Below are 15,710 nucleotides of genomic sequence, written 5' to 3' on the forward strand. Positions count from 1 at the left end.
GCTCCGCAGGTACTATTATAACAAAATTATTTAAATTTTAAATATATTCTTACAATTATGTGGAAATTAGGTAAAACCCCTTATAATAAGGGTATTTGTGTCCACCCTGTTATCAACAGGTTCACGAACGCATGAACTCCAAATGACTCACTAAAAACAGTCATTTATGCCTGACTTTTTAAACCTCTTCTAAACTTCTCTATTAAATCTGGCTTGCCGTTAGATATTGCTGTTCGCCATCGAGAGATTTAGGGATGTCCAAACAAAGCTGCTTCAGATTCAACTTGCCTCCACCTTTACTACCTGCAATTACCATTATCATATCAGATAAGAAATGAATATTTTGTCGAAAAACATAAAATAGAGACACTTTTTTCAGTGTCTCTACAATCAGTACCAATAACTTCCCCGAGGCAGTAACTTTTTCATCATTAAGTGATCAAGGCTACGAAAGGTATAGCCCTTCCCTCGTAAATCCTCAATGAGCTTTTCTAATGCCAATGCGTTGTCCTCCGATACACTATGAAGTAATAGGACGGCCCCTGGATGTATTTGCTTCATTAGACTGTCATAAGCATATTTCCATCCCTTTTGCTCCCCCGTGTTCCAATCTACAAAACCAATTGACCAAAAAGTGTTGATATAACCCATTTCTCTGGTCCAATCTAGGGTTTTTTTATTAAAAGTTCCGCGTGGAGAGCGTAAATAAAGCATTTCTTCTTGATCAGTAAGATCTGCTACCGCACTTTCGACCTTATCCAGTTCTTCTTTGATGCGGGCTTTTGAAGAAGTTGTGAAATCTGGATGATGCCAGGAATGATTGCCGATGATATGGCCTTCTTTGTTCATTCGCTTCACCAGATCCGGAGCACTATTAATATAATGACCCGTAATGAAAAAAGCCGCTGGAACGTCTTTTTCTTTTAATACATCAAGAATTTTGCCTGTATACCCCTCTTCATAACCATTATCAAAGGTTAGGTAAATCTCTTTATCCCCGGATTCATCAATGTAAAAGCCATCATATTCACTTAATAACTGTCCATAAAAGCCTACGTCCGGGGGCGCACCTTCATTATTTTTTTGGTAACCCCACCCATAGGCTGAAGCCGAAATAGGAAAATTACCTATAACCGCTAAGGAAATCACGAAAATCAGGAGTTTTTTCATAAACGTCTTCACCTGCTTTTCTCTTAGTTTACAACTACAAAAAGCATATATACCTGACTTACTTTTCCAGTGTCTTGTAATTCACAAAGAAAAAAGCACCTATCCTGCAGGTGCTCTTCACAATAATTTATAAAACCATAGCGGCAATCCAGCCAAAAATGAATAACGGAATATTATAATGCAAAAAAGTAGGTACACAAGTATCCCAAATATGATGATGCTTACCATCAGCTGCAAGTCCTGAAGTCGGTCCTAAGGTGCTGTCTGAAGCAGGAGAACCTGCATCGCCAAGTGCACCTGCCGTACCAATCAGGGCTGCTAACGCCATCGGTGAAAATCCTGCGGCTACCCCGATCGGAACGAATAATGCAGCTAAAATAGGTACCGTACCAAAAGAAGAACCGATTCCCATCGTTACCAACAGTCCGACCAGCAATAAGATAAAGGCAATCAGACCTTTATTGTCGCCGATCATACCGGAACTGGACTCCACTAACGCATCAATGGAACCTGTTTCTTGTAGCACATTAGCGTAACCGGCTGCAATCAACATGACGAATGCGATCATGCCCATCATGCCGATGCCATTCGTAACCACTTCGTCACCACGGCTGAATGGTACAACTAGAAAGACAAACATGAGGACAATCCCTGTCAATGCCCCAAATACAAGGTTGCCCGTCCATATTTGGACACCGAGCGCTCCGGCAACAGCAACCAGGGTCCAGGCATGTTTTGCTTCGAACTTAGCCTCCGGTACTGCAACCACCTTGTTTTCGTCTTCTAACTCACTGACCTGGTACTTATCTCTCGGTTTACGGTAAGAGAAAAATACGGCTACAAACAAACCAAGGATCATACCAGCTCCGGGAAGTAATAGCGACAGTGCTATATTCCCTATTCCTATTTCTACCCCGCTGCTCCCCATTGCATCCTGAATAGTTTGGTGGAAAATCAAACCAAAACCTGCTGGAATCATAATATAAGGAGCCTTTAAACCGAACGTCAAAGCGGTTGCAACACCGCGTCGGTCCAGGTTCATTTGATCGAACAATTTCAATAAAGGTGGAATTAAAATCGGTATGAATGCAATATGCACAGGAATGACGTTTTGAGAAAGTGAAGCAACCCCTGCAATCACTAATAACATGATCACACGTTTATTTTTTAACACCCTCAATAAATAATTCACTAAAATATTCGTAATACCTGAATAACTGATTGCTACTGCAAAAGCACCTAATAAAATATAGCTTAAAGCAACGCTTGCCTGATTCCCCATGCCGCCGATCATCAGATCAAGGGAGTTTTGAAGCGACTCTCCAGCTATGAGCCCTGCTGATAAAGCTGCAGCGATAATAGCTATGATTACATTGACACGCAACAGACTAAGCACAGTCATTATCAGCACAGAAATTATAACAGCCCATGCCATATATATTCTCCTCTCACATAAATTAATTTTAGTTCGTTAACGATTTACCATGATAAAGAATCGGCTAAAAAAAATCAACCCCCAATTTTTTCAAAGCATGCCCAATATAGGGGGAAAGCGAACCGTTGCCTCACAGTCTTTTATAAATAAAAATATCTAAACTATTAAAAACCGCACGTTTTGGAGAACAGTGCGGTTTGTCTTCTGAAGCTACATCTTTTTTTCTAATTCTTCCAGCATATGAATGAGCTGGTCGATGTCCTGGACTGATGTTTCCTCCGGCTCCATTTCCTCAAGCCGGGACATGAATGCTGCTAATCGTAGTTTAAGGTCTTGCAGTTTCTCTTCTTGAGCCATGCATATACTCCTTTTTCAGTTGTGTTCCTTGAATGACGTTTTTCTGATGATACCAAGCATTATCATAGTAGAAAACATCGGGTTTGTCTATGTTAGGGAAAATAATAAATATTAAAATACGCCTATTCCAGTAATCCGGAGCAGGCGTGAACTTTATTATTATTTAAGCTGGAAGGAATAAGATACATGGTCCTGGATCGGTATCCATGCTCCGATACCCTGCTTTTTAATGTTTTTAACTACCAATTCTTTTTTTGATCCCTTCAGTTGGATATATACTTCCCCGAAGGCAACGGTGCCTTTTTCATTGACTGCTGGTGCATAAGCTTGCAGGACACCAATTTTTTTAACCGGGACGGCATAAGAGTTCTGCTGTTTCGTACCACTTCCTACGACAGTATGAAAAGATAGCGGCAAGTTGGTATTATTCTGCGCTTCCAGGAGAAGCATCCGCTTTACCTGGTCAGGTGCGTCAATTTTGGCTGTCAAACCGCCTTTGATATGCTTTTCTTCCTTTTGCAGATAATTCATTTTTTCTGTGGTTTGGCTTGCTTGATTGTTCAATTCATTTGTGTTGATGTGCTGGTATTCCCAATTGATGCTTGTTTCCTTAGAAGTATAATTCAATGGCCATTTTCCTAAATAAACCTCGCCTCGGTAGCCGATTGCTAATGGAGAAGGTCTCAAGCTTGTTTCATTCAACAATTCAATCAATTGGGGATTGGTGATTTTCACTTTAGATTCTTCAATTAGTTCGCCCGTTAATTCACTTGGTTCAAGTACAACCTGATCCTCGGTCGAATTGGGATAGGTATTGTCCTTCGATATATTTAAAACATGACTAGGCAGTCTTCCCTCTTCTTTCTTTTCTTCCGCAGAAAGAATCGTCGGCTCGACTGCAGAAAGCACCAATAATAATGCCATGATGGACAGCATCCATTTTCGCATGTGATGGAGCCCCTTTCTTTTTTTGTTAGCTTTTGATTTGAAGGGCATTTTATGCATCACGTAAATCATCTGAAAATGAAAAAGCGCGCCCCATCAACAAGGTACACGCTTTATAGGAATAATTTACATACTAAGCTCTAAATATTCAACAGACTCTTCCACTTCAATACTGTCTTTGACGGACTGTACCATGGAACAATTATTGCGGGCAACTTCCAGGTTTTTTTGCAGCTTATCCTGGTTTAAATGATAGCCTTTGACCATGTAGTGAATGGCCACTTTTTCAATGCGGTTGGCTTTGTCCGGATTACGGGTGACATCGACCGTAACCTTGATATCTTCATATTGCACACGTTGTTTATCTAAGATTTTGCGATAAACTCCTACACTGCACCCAACAATTGAGGAAACCATCAATTGGTATGGGCGAAATCCGAAATCTTCATTGCTTGAGATGTTCAACTCTCCATATTCAAGCTGGGTACGGATGCCATTCTCTCTCATAAAAAATTCCACCAAACACCACTCCTTCCAATTTCTCTTTTACCTATTCTAACAGAACACGAACAGGTATTAACATGTTTTGTCTCAATTACTAACGTATTTCTTGCCATTCCCTTCGTTCTCCGATAGGATGAAAGAGATTTTTTCCAGGAGAAAGCAAAGGAGGGGGAAGGTTGGTTACAGCAAAAACACGCTTTAAAATCCTCGTAGCATTAGTAGCAATTTCAGGCTTTTCCCAGGGAATGCTGCTTCCATTACTTGCTGTCATTTTAGAACAAAATGGAATATCTTCCGCTATCAACGGCCTTCATGCCACAGGGTTATACATAGGCGTCCTGATCGCTTCACCATTCATGGAAAAACCGATGCAAAAAACCGGTTATAAACCGATAATCCTGCTTGGAGGGGCTTTAGTATTCATTTCCATGGCATTATTCCCTTTCTGGCAGGCGCTATGGTTTTGGTTCATTTTGCGGATGACAATCGGTATCGGAGATCATATGCTCCACTTTGGAACGCAGACGTGGATCACCTCCACTTCTTCTCCAGAAACGAGAGGAAAAAGTATCGCATACTATGGATTATTCTTCAGCGCAGGCTTCACACTCGGACCATTGATGACGAACTTATTATCCGTCCATATGTATTTACCATTCCTGTTATCATCACTATTAAGCATTATCGTATGGTCGGCGATGTTCTGGGTAAGAAACGACATGCCGGATAAAGATCATCAAACCATTGATATGTCCAGCTCAATGAACAGATTCGGACAAGCAATCAAATTGGCATGGATCGCTTTTCTGCCACCGCTTACTTATGGTTTCCTGGAAGCAACCCTACATGGTATCTTTCCCGTATATGGCATGCGGATCGGTCATGATGTGAATATCCTGTCATTGATCATACCTTTTTTTGCGGCAGCAAGTATGTTGTCTCAAATACCTTTAGGAATATGGAGCGATAAAATCGGCCGTAAGAAAGTGATCTCCATCGTTGTTTCCGGAGGAATGGCCGCTTTCATTCTTGCAGCCTTATTCGAGAGTTCCGCTTTGTGGCTGTTCGTCCTCTTCGCATTTGCCGGACTGTGTGTCGGGTCTCTTTATTCGCTGGGATTGTCTTATATGACGGATATCCTACCAAAATCACTGCTGCCAGCTGGAAATATCATGTGTGGGATAGCCTTCAGTGTCGGCAGTATCAGTGGACCTTTTTTAAGTGGCTCATTCATTGATTTATTTCCAAACATATCATTCTTTTATGTTATTGTTGCCCTGCTGGCAATAGTTCTTATGGCTAATATTTTCAAAGCAGAGCCCGGCATCAATAGCGCCCAATCAAACACCTAAACAAAAACACAAAAAGGAAATGCCAATGCATTTCCTTCGTGCGGTGTATCTTTAAGTTATCTGAATTACTAAATGTGGCGGGAGTCATTTTATTATTGCAATGCTTTTTTCAATACTTCAAGGTTTTGGTTCATTAAGCTAAAGTAGTCTTCTCGATTTTCGATATCTTCTTCTGTTAAAACGGATAGATTATGAAGCCGAAGGGCTTCTCCGTTGATTTCTTTTTGTACCACTTCTGCTATCTTGGGTGTGACATTCTGTTCAAACAGAACATATTTCAGATCATTCGCTTCCGCTGTTTCAATAATTTGTTCTAACTGTTTTTGTGATGGCTCTTCGGTAGGACTTAAACCACTGACCGCGATTTGTTCCAGTCCATACGCTTGTTCCCAGTAGCCATAGGCAGCATGCGAAACGATGATTTTATTTTGCGGCAGTGTTTCAAGTTCTTCATGGAATGCAGTATCTAAAGCTTGTAACTCTTTCTTAAGGTTCTCAAAATTCGCCTCGAAAGTCTCTTTCTCTTGTGGTTTAAGGTCTATTAGAAAGTCTGTGATGTTTTCAGCAAGCTGAATTGAACGGACAGGATCGAGCCAGACATGCGGATCATGGTCTCCATGCTCATGACTGTCAGTACTGTCGTGCCCCTCCTCTTCATCGTCATGTCCATCTTCCTTATGATCTTTCTCATCTTCGTGTGCCCCTTCGTCCTGTTGATGGACATGTGACTCTAAATTGATTCCTTCAGCTGCTTCTAAAATCTTTACATCTTCCGCTTCAACAGCAGCAGAAATCTTTCCTGCATAGGACTCAAATTCCTTGCTGCTGTATAGAAAGCCATCTGCTTCTGCTACATCGATCATCTGTTTCGTATCCGGCTCAAATGTATGGGAATCTGCACCAGGAGGAAGGATGGTGTCCGCTTCTACATGCTCGCCCCCAATTTTTTCAGTAAAGTCCATCAAAGGGTAGACAGTCGTATATATCGTAAGTGGTTGGTTTTCTTTTTTACTAGAGCTGCTATCGTCATTTCCACATGCAGCTAACGAAACAGCGGTTAAAATAAATATAAATAATAAGTACTTATTCATCCTCTTATCCTCCTTCTTCTCACTCTAAATAAAATTGCAGAGAAAGATAAGCGTACCTTACTCAGATACGCCTATCCTATAAACATCCTGGACACTTGCCATAGATTTCAAATTTATGGTCATCAACCGCATAACCATCCAGGCTTTGTCTTATTTTATCCATCGGGCAAAATTCTACTGCTTTAGTTTTCCCGCACGCTGTACAGATAAAATGATGATGATGCCCATGGGTATCACAATGAAAACGGAAATGCTTTTCCCCTTCCAGCTCTGTCGATTCAAGGACATGCTCATCTGCAAGCAAATATAAATTCCGGTAGATCGTATCATAGCTTACCCCAGGAAAGTCCTTCTGGATTTCTTTTAGCATCGTCTTCGCGGGGATATAACCTTGATCCTGTTCAGCAAAAATCTCCAGAATCCGCTTCCGCTGCTTTGTACGCTTATACCCTTTTTCCTTCAGTTTGTTAATTGCTTTTTCTATATTCATAATGTTTCACCCTTTAATGAAAATTGAGTCGAAACTTTCCGATACGTAATCGCCATTATTAAAATAAGAATGGCTGTCACCACAATCGTACCGCCTGGCGGTACACTTAATTGGTAAGAAGTAATCAACCCTATGATGACCGAAAGCTCCCCAAAAAAAATCGACAATCCTATTGTCTGCTTGAAACTTTTAGCAATCCGTAATGCGGCTGCTACTGGCAGCGTCATCAGTGCTGATACAAGCAAGATACCTACAATCTGCATTGCCGAAGCAATTACTAAGGCTACCATCACGATAAACAACAAATGAATCATCTTGCCATTCACCCCGGACACCGATGCATGGTCTTCATCAAAAGAAAGCACAAACAACTCTTTATAAAATAAAAGGACAATTGCCAGAACAAGGATCGTAATCACTAAAACGGTCAGCATATTCGAGCGGCTGACTGCTGTGACACTTCCGAATAAATAACTGAATAGATCGGTATTAAAACCATCTGCCAGAGAAATTAGAATAACTCCAAGCCCGATCCCTCCAGATAGAATAATTGGGATAGCCAGCTCTTCGTAATGTTTATAAACTTTTCTCAGTTTTTCAATCAGAACAGCCCCGGCAACAGAAAAAGCCATCCCCATATATACTGGATTCCAATCGTTGATGGCGCTGACTCGTTTTTCTAATAATAGACTTGCCGCAATTCCTGTCAGGGTAATATGGGACAAGGCATCTGCAATCAGTGACAACCGCCGCACCACAATGAATACACCAAGCAGCGGGGCTACAAATCCGATCATGATTCCGGCAAGGGCAGCGTTCTGAAGAAATTCATAGGTCATAAAGCTTTCAATCATTGTTCTCCACCTCCCCATGATTATGGGTCAGCTGTTGAACCGGATGACCATAAAGTTGACTGAGGTCTTCATTGGAAAAAGCTTTATATTCATGAGACGCCCCATGAAAGTGAATCGTTTTGTTCATACATACGACATGACTGGCGTGCTCTGTAATGGTGCCAATATCATGCGAAACCATCAGCAAGGTGATGCCTTCTTCCCGATTCAATTTACGAAGCAGCTGATAAAAGTCAGCTACGTGTTTGGCATCGACACCGACTGTCGGTTCATCCAGGATTAAAAACTTTGGGTCACTGACGAGTGCACGGGCAATAAATACGCGTTGCTGCTGACCACCGGAAAGCTCGCCGATATTGTAATCAAAGTATGCTTCCATTTCGACTGTCTTCAGAGCTTGCATTGCTTTTTCCCGGTCCTTCTTATTATAAAAACGGAACAGTCCCGTTTTCGAGACAAGGCCTGTTTTGACTACCTCTAAGACAGTTGCCGGAAAACCTGAATTGAAGCTGTTAGCTTTTTGTGAAACAAAGCCTATATCTTCCCAGTGCTTGAAGTTTCGAACCGGTTCGCCGAACAGCTTGATACTGCCCCTTGTCGGCTTTAATAAACCAAGCATCAACTTGATCAAGGTCGATTTACCTGAACCGTTCGGTCCAACAAGGCCAAAGAACTGCCCCTCTTCAATCGTCATCGACACGTCTTTTACTACTGTTTCTTTTTCATATTTAAATGACACATCGTTCAATTCTAAAATATTATTCACATACATATTAACCCCTCTTTAAATCATAATGATTACGAATTACATTATATCGGGTAAACTCCCCTCATACAAGTGATTAATCCGTAATCATTACTATTACATTTTTTTAACAAGACACTGTTAAACTTTTGTTACTTTTTCTTAAGAGCCTTATTCAATAAAAGGGCCGGATTATGGAAGACTCAGTTTCAAGGTAAAAGGTGTTCTTTTCCAAAAAAGAGTAAGGGATGGCTGGGAAACTACTCCCTTTCCTGCGGGGTCTTGCCTAGCTCCTTCTCCCGCGGGAGTCTCGAAGTTTCCCACCCACCCTATCCGAAGGATGAGAGATACGAACTCCTGCCATAAATGAAGATGTCTTCCACAAGTCATATAGAACTATGATGCAGGTGATAAGCACGTTTTTATTGTGTAGCTCTCCCTATGGTTGAAAGACGGCATACCTATGTTTCCGTTTTTCTCACCAAAGCAAGGAGGTCCGGGAAATTGCGAGACTCCTCGAAAATGCTACGCATTTTCTTCGTGCGGTGTTAATTCAAGAAGCTTATTCAAAGTCCTGTGGGATGAACATGATTGGTGAGAGCCCGCAAGGCGAAGCCTGAGGAAGCACACCACATGCCCACGGAAAGCGAGTGATTTCCCGGACCTCCAAACGCTCACCACTATAACGGAAACAGTTTCTCTCGAAACGGAGTCTTCAGCGAAAGGGAGCTTTAACTGTAAAATCAACAATTAGATTTAACAAAGGCCTAACAAAAGGATAATCCCCTGATCCGGTCCGCCATGTAAGGCAAAGCCCAATAAAAAAGAAGCTCTCTGGAAAAGTCCAGGAGAGCTTCTTTATTTACAAATATTTATTATATCGATGTTCCAAATAATCCTGCAGGGCAGCGAATACCATAGTCAACGGCCAATAAATCAATGCAGCCAGAATATACATGGTCATCGTATCATAGTTTCTGCCCGCCACAATCTGTGCCTTATTGAATAATTCCGGTACAGATATCATCGCAGCAAGCGACGTAGCCTTAAGTAAATCAAGGAAGACGTTCGTCAATGGCGGGATAGCAATTCTGGTAGCCTGGGGCAAAATGATTCGGCGCATCGTCTGCCAATAACCGAAGCCAAGAGCCTGTGCTGATTCCCATTGGCCCTTATCGACACTGCTTAAAGAGGAACGGTTGATTTCAGCGATATAGGCAGCTGAGTTCAATCCGAAACCAAGAACAGCAGCCATCGTAGCTGTCAATTCGATACCGACAACTGGAAGACCAAAGTAAAGGATGAATAAAAAAACTAAAATGGGTGTACCTCGCATGAACGAGATATAGACTCTCGCCGGCCAGCGTAACAACCGCTTATCCGACCTTCTCGCCAGTGCAATGAATAACCCTAGAAACAAACCTAGCAACATGCCCAGAATAGCTACTAATAAGGTTAACGGAACACCCTGCAGTACAAACGGCAGGTTATCCCAGGCACGCTGGGCATTGAACAATTCATCGATATCCACTTTTTTTATTTCAATGCCGAACATAGTCATTCACCTACAAATCCAGGCCTTCGATCTCTCGAATTTCTTCATCCGGCTTCTTGGATGCGTCTTTACCACCGAAAAATTCTTTAGAGATTTTCGTCAACGTGCCATCTTCACGCATTTCTTTTAATGTCTCGTTAACTTTTTGCTTCAAAGTATCTGCTTCTTTTGGCATCACAATTGCTGAGTTAGTTGGATGAAACTTCAAATCTGGATGCAGGGTTACCTCAATCTCCGGTAAAGCTTTCAATGCTAATGATTGCAGATAGTAGTCATTGATGATCAAATCTGTACGGCCATTTTCAACATCACGTAAATAAACATCATTGGTGACATTGCCATATGTTTTCACTTCTGCCCCGAAATGACGGGAAATTTCAGCGAAAACTGTCGTTGCTCCGCCTCCAGCTACTTTTCCTTCCAGGTCTTCCAGTTTTTCTATTCCTGACAAACCATCCTCCCGCACAATCATGGTAGAATAAGAATATTTATAAGGATCACTGAAAGCGAATTGTTTCTTACGTTCTTCCGTTACTTCCATATCGTTGATAACCATATCGACCCGGCCACTCTTAATAGCGGACAGAAGGCCATCCACTCCATATTCTTCAAACTTAACTTCCATTCCAAGGCGATCGGCGATTTCACGCATGATTTCCACATCATATCCAGTCAGTTTATCAGAATCTTCCGGGTAAAAAGAGGCAGGATAAAGTGTTCCGGATGTACCGACAACAAGTTCCTTTTTCTCTTGCACCTCTGTCCATTTCTGATCCGATTTTCCAGAGGATTCTGTAGAACCGGATTGTCCGCTGTTATCAGAACCGCATGCTGCTAACACGAGTGCGTTAATTACCATAAGTATAAAAAAGAGTCCTTTATTTTTCATGGGTATTTTCCTCCTATTTAAAATTCACACTTCACCAATATAGCAACGAGGCTTTTCCTTTGCAACTATCCGTGCTCACAGTTTAAAAAAGGATAAAAAACCCATCAATTCTCACTTGATTATATATAATAATGTGCTATGATAATAACAGGTACTAAATTATAATTATTTTAATTAAGAACACTGCTATCAATCCCCAATTGATAGCTTTTATCATTTAAATCACCTAAATGATGTTGATTACTATTCTCAATTATAAAAAAGGAGTTGAGAAATATGAGTTCAGAAGCACGTGCCGTCAGCACCAAGCAAGTACCTGCAGCACATAAACAACAACCAATAATCTGGTGGGAGAAATTTAAAGAACATATCGAACTTATCGCTGCTATCGTTAGTGGTATCTTTATTATTACTGCCTGGATCTTTGAAGGTTCGATGAGCTATAGGTTATTTGTAGCGCTTCATCTGTCTGCGTTCGTAATCGGGGGATTCGCAAAGGCAAAAGAAGGTATTGAAGAAACGATTGAGAATAAAGAACTCAATGTGGAAATGCTGATGATTTTTGCTGCAGCCGGTTCTGCTATGATTGGTTATTGGACTGAAGGCGCTATTTTAATTTTCATTTTTGCCTTAAGCGGCGCCTTAGAAACCTATACCATGAATAAAAGTCAGCGAGAAATATCTTCTCTGATGGATTTACAGCCAGAAGAGGCTTTACGTCTTCGTAACGGTAGAGAAGAACTAATTTCTGTAAAGGATCTTCAACTAGGGGATCATATCCTCATTAAAGCTGGCGAACGTGTACCATCCGATGGCAAAATCATCAAAGGTAGAACGAGCCTGGATGAAAGTGCAATCACCGGGGAATCTGTTCCAGTAACAAAAGAAACAGACGGGGAAGTTTTCGCCGGTACGGTGAATATTAATGGCAGTATTACCGTAGAAATCACAAAACCATCGGATGAAACCCTATTCCAAAAAATCATCCAGCTTGTCCAATCCGCGCAAAGTGAGAAGTCACCTTCCCAATTATTCATCGAACGATTTGAAGGTACTTATGTCAAAATCGTATTGATTGTCGTAGCATTAATGATGTTTTTGCCACACTTTCTATTTGGCTGGAGCTGGACCGACACGATTTACCGGGCCATGATTTTGTTAGTGGTTGCTTCACCATGTGCGCTGGTCGCATCCATCATGCCCGCCACGTTATCTGCTATCTCTAACGGAGCGCGGAACGGCGTATTATTCAAAGGTGGTGTCCATTTGGAAAACCTGTCCCACTTGAAAGCGATCGCTTTTGACAAGACAGGTACATTAACAAAAGGAAAGCCGGAAGTGACCGATGTCTATTTCCGTTCTGATCAGGAATCCGCTAAAGTGTTATCCGTTTTAGCATCCATCGAGCGCGAATCCAACCACCCGTTGGCTCAGGCAATCGTCAACTACACCGATACCCTTCCAGACATAGAAAGAATGGAAATTACAAATATGCAGGACTTGGCTGGAAACGGTGTAACAGCTGAAGTAGACGAAGTTACCTGGAAAATCGGAAAGCCTGGATTCTTAGGGAAAGATGCGGCAGAAACATTTCATAATGGTGTTTTAGAAACATTGGCACAGCAAGGTAAAACAGTAGTATTCATCGGGGACGATGAAGGAATCGCCGGAGTTGTCGCTTTGAAGGATACGGTCCGTAAAGAAACAAAAGATGCCATTAAAGTATTACAGAAGCACGGGATATACACAGTCATGCTGACAGGAGATAACGAAACGACCGCTAAAGCAATTGCAAAAGAAGCCGGCCTGGATAATTACGTCGCGGAATGTATGCCTGAAGAAAAAGTCGAACAAGTGAAGATATTGCGTAATACCTTCGAAAATGTCGGGATGGTCGGAGATGGAATTAATGATGCTCCTGCTCTTGCGACGGCGAACGTGGGTATCGCCATGGGAGAAGGAACCGACGTGGCATTAGAAACAGCAGACATCGTTTTGATGAAAAATGACTTACCAAAAATTGCAAATGCCATTAAACTTTCCGAACGCATGAACAAGATCGTGAGACAAAATGTTGTCTTTTCAATCCTTGTGATTATGGTCCTTATCATTTCCAACTTTCTGCAATTATTGGACCTTCCTTTGGGTGTCATCGGCCATGAGGGAAGCACCATACTCGTCATCCTAAACGGCTTGCGCTTGTTGAAAACCTAAATGAATAAGTTTACTCCTTAAAAAATTGCGTGTTAGGATTTTGAAGTATAGAGGCTGGTGGAACTCCTCATGGATTCCCCGGCTGTCATAATACTTTAAAAATTTCAATTTCCTACTTGCCAAAATAAAGGGCTCCCTCTTAGGAAGCCCTTCTTTTAATGGAATTTATTCTGCTTATTCGCGGAACTGCTAGTTTTGTGCTTTGGTGCGTCACTCTTTTGTTTTTTATTGTTCTTATTATTATGGTTTTGTTTATTATCACTCATAACTCTGCCACTCCTTTGCCGAATTTGCTCTTAGTTTCCACACGATTGGCAGTAACTATTCCTGGCTATCTCAGGAATGAATGCCAAGTTTTCTCCGGCGTAGTATCGCATTAATTTCCCCGCCTAAAATAATGATGATCCCTGACAGATAAAACCAGATCATCAGGACAATAAACCCACCCAGACTTCCATAAGTAGCTGAGTAGTTTCCCATACTGGTGACGTAAAAGGAAAATAATAAGGAAACAATCTGCCACCCGATGGTAGCAAAAACCGCTCCTGGAAAAGCATGTTTAATCTTGATATATTTGTTCGGTGCCAGCATATATAAAAACATCAATACAACAAAAAAGATAATCGATGATATCACCCAGCGCAACGCATTCCAAAGTTCGAGAAAACCTGCCGATAGTCCGAAGATAGAAAACAAATAAACGCCAATCATTTTCCCGAAGACAGGGAGTAAAAATGCAACAGCGATGACCCCGATCATCGAAACCGTCAATACAATCGCAATGATCCTTCCAACGACCGGTGAACGGCTTTCTTCCACTTCATAAGCACGATTGAATGCCCGCATAATAGAATTTACTCCATTTGATGCAGACCATAACGTACCAATTATTCCAATTGATAGCAAACCACCATTCTGGTTTTCCATAAGTTCTGTCAAGTTTTCCTGGATCAGCGTGTAGGTTTCCGGCGGGGCGTATGTATGAATAAAGACTAACAACCTTTCCTGAGACAAGCGCATATAACCTAAAAGAGTGACGAGGAATATCATAAAAGGAAATAATGATAATAAAAAGAAGTAGGACAGTTGGGCGGCCATCCCGCTGATATCATCCTTGTTGAAGCTTGCACCTACCTCTTTTATCATACTAAATAGACCCTTCATGATATCCCTCTCCTAACCATAAACACTCTGTTATGATATGTCCCGGTGATCCGCTATTTTTTCAACATCCTTTTCTATTTCTTTTTCCCATTCGCTTACCTTATCAAGCAATGCTTCTACTTTATTCAATACTTCCAGCACATCTTTCGCTCCATCTGCAAGACGATTAGTCAATTGATTGTATTGGAGTCGCAGCTGTCGGATTGCTTCCGATGGGTTTGACGAATAACTCCTGGCAGATCTGCCCGCTTGTTTCGTGCTGTCCCAAACATAATTCCTTGTGTGCTTGTCCAGTAATGTCACAGCACCTCCTAAAACAGCGCCGATCATTACCCCTTTCCAAAACTTATGCTCTTCCATCATTCCCTATTCCTCCTTTGATAAATGGTGCTTTTGTTTTATTTTATATAAAAGCTCCCGACACCCTGTTGAAACAAGTTCATATACATACTCAAAATTGCCGGTAAAAAATGGGTCCGGCACATCTTTCACTTCTGAGTCCGGAATAAAGTCCAGCAGTCGGGCTACGGTCACCTCATCACTTTTACGGATACCCGCCATATCTGTAACATTTTTGGCATCCATGGCAATTAAGTAATCAAACTCGTCCCAATCCTTTTCATGAATTTGCCTGGCAGCCATTCCTTCATAAGAAATATCATACTGTTCTAAAACGCCTCTAGTCCCTTCATGTGGAAGATCACCCACATGCCAATGGCCTACACCTGCCGAATCTACATTTATTTCCGATTCCAAACCTTCTTTTTTAATAAGATCCCGAAAAATCGCTTCTGCCATCGGTGATCGACAGATATTTCCTAAACAGACGAATAAAACATTTATCATTATTTCTTCTCCCCCAATACCTTTCATTTTATAGCACACAAATATTGTATATAAGCGCCCAATACCCCCATATTACAGGTAAAAAACCGCTTTCTCATC

16 protein-coding genes are annotated in these 15,710 nt (G+C 41.5%); 2 read left to right on the top strand and 14 right to left on the bottom strand.

Going from position 1 to position 15,710, the window contains the following annotated elements:
- Positions 1-390: 390 nt before the first annotated feature.
- The 5 genes from pdaA to BLV00_RS04540 form a co-directional block, all read right to left on the bottom strand.
- Positions 391-1,170 carry a delta-lactam-biosynthetic de-N-acetylase gene (gene pdaA / locus BLV00_RS04525; protein ID WP_093042875.1) on the bottom strand — a complete coding sequence of 260 codons (780 nt, stop codon included), beginning with the start codon at positions 1,168-1,170 and terminating at the stop codon, positions 391-393.
- Positions 1,171-1,297: 127 nt separating this feature from the next.
- Positions 1,298-2,605 (bottom strand): Na+/H+ antiporter family protein, encoded by a 1,308-nt coding sequence (locus BLV00_RS04530; protein ID WP_093042877.1) that lies wholly within the window; start codon positions 2,603-2,605, stop codon positions 1,298-1,300.
- A gap of 210 nt (positions 2,606-2,815) precedes the next feature.
- A complete protein-coding gene (locus BLV00_RS21870; RefSeq protein WP_176791321.1) occupies positions 2,816-2,962 on the bottom strand; it encodes an SE1561 family protein in 147 nt (48 codons plus the stop codon).
- A gap of 159 nt (positions 2,963-3,121) precedes the next feature.
- Positions 3,122-3,910: a YfkD famly protein gene (locus BLV00_RS04535; RefSeq protein WP_093042879.1), complete on the bottom strand. Its 789-nt coding sequence runs from the start codon at positions 3,908-3,910 to the stop codon at positions 3,122-3,124.
- Between the two features lie 123 nt (positions 3,911-4,033).
- Entirely contained in the window at positions 4,034-4,426 is a 393-nt protein-coding gene (locus tag BLV00_RS04540) for an OsmC family protein (protein WP_093042881.1), read from the bottom strand.
- A gap of 161 nt (positions 4,427-4,587) precedes the next feature.
- Between BLV00_RS04540 and BLV00_RS04545 the strand changes: the two genes are divergently transcribed.
- A complete protein-coding gene (locus BLV00_RS04545) occupies positions 4,588-5,763 on the top strand; it encodes an MFS transporter (protein ID WP_093042883.1) in 1,176 nt (391 codons plus the stop codon).
- A 92-nt stretch (positions 5,764-5,855) separates the two neighbouring features.
- On the opposite strand, the gene BLV00_RS04550 is transcribed toward BLV00_RS04545, so the two are convergent.
- From BLV00_RS04550 to BLV00_RS04575, 6 genes are all read right to left on the bottom strand, one after another.
- Positions 5,856-6,854, bottom strand: a complete 999-nt coding sequence (locus BLV00_RS04550) for a metal ABC transporter solute-binding protein, Zn/Mn family (protein WP_093042885.1) — start codon at positions 6,852-6,854, stop codon at positions 5,856-5,858.
- Between the two features lie 76 nt (positions 6,855-6,930).
- Positions 6,931-7,344, bottom strand: coding sequence for a Fur family transcriptional regulator (locus tag BLV00_RS04555; RefSeq protein ID WP_093042887.1), 414 nt, complete (start codon positions 7,342-7,344; stop codon positions 6,931-6,933).
- Positions 7,341-8,198 (bottom strand): metal ABC transporter permease, encoded by an 858-nt coding sequence (locus BLV00_RS04560; RefSeq protein WP_093042889.1) that lies wholly within the window; start codon positions 8,196-8,198, stop codon positions 7,341-7,343. Before BLV00_RS04560 ends, BLV00_RS04555 begins: the two co-directional genes overlap by 4 nt.
- Positions 8,191-8,970 (bottom strand): metal ABC transporter ATP-binding protein, encoded by a 780-nt coding sequence (locus BLV00_RS04565; RefSeq protein WP_093042891.1) that lies wholly within the window; start codon positions 8,968-8,970, stop codon positions 8,191-8,193. The genes BLV00_RS04560 and BLV00_RS04565 overlap by 8 nt, the downstream gene beginning before the upstream one ends.
- A gap of 835 nt (positions 8,971-9,805) precedes the next feature.
- Entirely contained in the window at positions 9,806-10,498 is a 693-nt protein-coding gene (locus BLV00_RS04570) for an amino acid ABC transporter permease (RefSeq protein WP_093042893.1), read from the bottom strand.
- Between the two features lie 10 nt (positions 10,499-10,508).
- Complete coding sequence (locus BLV00_RS04575) at positions 10,509-11,387, bottom strand: transporter substrate-binding domain-containing protein (protein WP_093042895.1); 879 nt, start codon at positions 11,385-11,387, stop codon at positions 10,509-10,511.
- A 276-nt stretch (positions 11,388-11,663) separates the two neighbouring features.
- Between BLV00_RS04575 and BLV00_RS04580 the strand changes: the two genes are divergently transcribed.
- Complete coding sequence (locus BLV00_RS04580) at positions 11,664-13,601, top strand: heavy metal translocating P-type ATPase (RefSeq protein ID WP_093042897.1); 1,938 nt, start codon at positions 11,664-11,666, stop codon at positions 13,599-13,601.
- A 336-nt stretch (positions 13,602-13,937) separates the two neighbouring features.
- Here the strand turns inward: BLV00_RS04580 and BLV00_RS04585 are convergent, their stop codons facing one another.
- From BLV00_RS04585 to BLV00_RS04595, 3 genes are read right to left on the bottom strand one after another with little or no spacing between them, the layout of a single operon-like run.
- Positions 13,938-14,765, bottom strand: a complete 828-nt coding sequence (locus tag BLV00_RS04585; RefSeq protein ID WP_093042899.1) for a YihY/virulence factor BrkB family protein — start codon at positions 14,763-14,765, stop codon at positions 13,938-13,940.
- Between the two features lie 30 nt (positions 14,766-14,795).
- Complete coding sequence (locus BLV00_RS04590; protein WP_093042901.1) at positions 14,796-15,128, bottom strand: hypothetical protein; 333 nt, start codon at positions 15,126-15,128, stop codon at positions 14,796-14,798.
- Between the two features lie 3 nt (positions 15,129-15,131).
- Positions 15,132-15,611, bottom strand: coding sequence for a low molecular weight protein-tyrosine-phosphatase (locus tag BLV00_RS04595; protein WP_093042903.1), 480 nt, complete (start codon positions 15,609-15,611; stop codon positions 15,132-15,134).
- Between the last annotated feature and the right edge of the window lie 99 nt (positions 15,612-15,710).

Origin of the sequence: Thalassobacillus cyri, from assembly GCF_900107755.1 — a bacterium.
GTDB lineage: Bacteria > Bacillota > Bacilli > Bacillales > Halobacillaceae > Thalassobacillus > Thalassobacillus cyri.

Bases quoted from the DNA above. Each gene is read 5' to 3' on its own strand.
- BLV00_RS04585 (WP_093042899.1), bottom strand. From the start codon at position 14,765: ATGAAGGGTCTATTTAGTATGATAAAAGAGGTAGGTGCAAGCTTCAAC.
- BLV00_RS04595 (WP_093042903.1), bottom strand. From the start codon at position 15,611: ATGATAAATGTTTTATTCGTCTGTTTAGGAAATATCTGTCGATCACCG.
- BLV00_RS21870 (WP_176791321.1), bottom strand. From the start codon at position 2,962: ATGGCTCAAGAAGAGAAACTGCAAGACCTTAAACTACGATTAGCAGCA.
- BLV00_RS04550 (WP_093042885.1), bottom strand. From the start codon at position 6,854: ATGAATAAGTACTTATTATTTATATTTATTTTAACCGCTGTTTCGTTA.
- BLV00_RS04580 (WP_093042897.1), top strand. From the start codon at position 11,664: ATGAGTTCAGAAGCACGTGCCGTCAGCACCAAGCAAGTACCTGCAGCA.
- BLV00_RS04575 (WP_093042895.1), bottom strand. From the start codon at position 11,387: ATGAAAAATAAAGGACTCTTTTTTATACTTATGGTAATTAACGCACTC.
- BLV00_RS04565 (WP_093042891.1), bottom strand. From the start codon at position 8,970: ATGTATGTGAATAATATTTTAGAATTGAACGATGTGTCATTTAAATAT.
- BLV00_RS04535 (WP_093042879.1), bottom strand. From the start codon at position 3,910: ATGCGAAAATGGATGCTGTCCATCATGGCATTATTATTGGTGCTTTCT.
- BLV00_RS04530 (WP_093042877.1), bottom strand. From the start codon at position 2,605: ATGGCATGGGCTGTTATAATTTCTGTGCTGATAATGACTGTGCTTAGT.
- pdaA (WP_093042875.1), bottom strand. From the start codon at position 1,170: ATGAAAAAACTCCTGATTTTCGTGATTTCCTTAGCGGTTATAGGTAAT.
- BLV00_RS04590 (WP_093042901.1), bottom strand. From the start codon at position 15,128: ATGATGGAAGAGCATAAGTTTTGGAAAGGGGTAATGATCGGCGCTGTT.
- BLV00_RS04555 (WP_093042887.1), bottom strand. From the start codon at position 7,344: ATGAATATAGAAAAAGCAATTAACAAACTGAAGGAAAAAGGGTATAAG.
- BLV00_RS04570 (WP_093042893.1), bottom strand. From the start codon at position 10,498: ATGTTCGGCATTGAAATAAAAAAAGTGGATATCGATGAATTGTTCAAT.
- BLV00_RS04560 (WP_093042889.1), bottom strand. From the start codon at position 8,198: ATGATTGAAAGCTTTATGACCTATGAATTTCTTCAGAACGCTGCCCTT.